The organism is Polaromonas sp. P1_G2 (genome assembly GCF_056405515.1).
In genome coordinates, this window is sequence record NZ_JBFUBY010000687.1 from 1 (window position 1) to 626 (window position 626).

Here is a 626-nt window from a genome sequence, read left to right on the forward strand (position 1 = left end):
GGCGCTCGCCGACCGTATCAACCAGGAAAAGGGCATTCATGCCTTTCTGACGCGCGACGACGACACATTCATTTCGCTCTCCGAGCGTGTCGTCATCGCCCGTCAGCGCGGCGCAAAACTGTTCATCTCGCTGCATGCCGACACGCTGCGCCAGAAAGATATCCGCGGCGCCACCGTCTATACGATCTCCGACAAGGCGTCCGATGCGCTGGCCGCCAACCTGGCGCAACGCGAAAACAAGTCGGATGGCATTGCCGGCGTCGAGATCAAGGACGAGCCTGCCGAAGTCACCGACATATTGGTCGACCTGACGCGGCGGGAGACCCAGGCTTTTTCGATTCAGCTGGCGGAAAACGTGTTGAAATCTTTCGAGGGTCAGATCGACGTGATCAACAATCCGCTCCGGCATGCCGGCTTCCGCGTCCTGCAGGCGCCGGACGTGCCGTCGATCCTGGTGGAGCTCGGCTTTCTGTCGAATGCCGATGATGAAAAACTGCTTGTCGATCCGGACTGGCAGAAGACGATGGCGGAACGGCTGACCAACGCAATCAAGACCTATCTGGATGCATCCGGCACCGGGCGTGGCGGATAGGCTACGCTTGTCGCGGAAATTGCAGCCTGCGAGG

At 60.1% G+C, this 626-nt stretch carries 1 protein-coding gene; it reads left to right on the forward strand.

The genetic code is table 11. From position 1 onward, the window contains the following. On the forward strand, positions 1 to 592 hold a 592-nt coding region (locus tag AC1D0P_RS26955; protein WP_477679535.1), incomplete at its 5' end, for an N-acetylmuramoyl-L-alanine amidase family protein. Between the last annotated feature and the right edge of the window lie 34 nt (positions 593 to 626).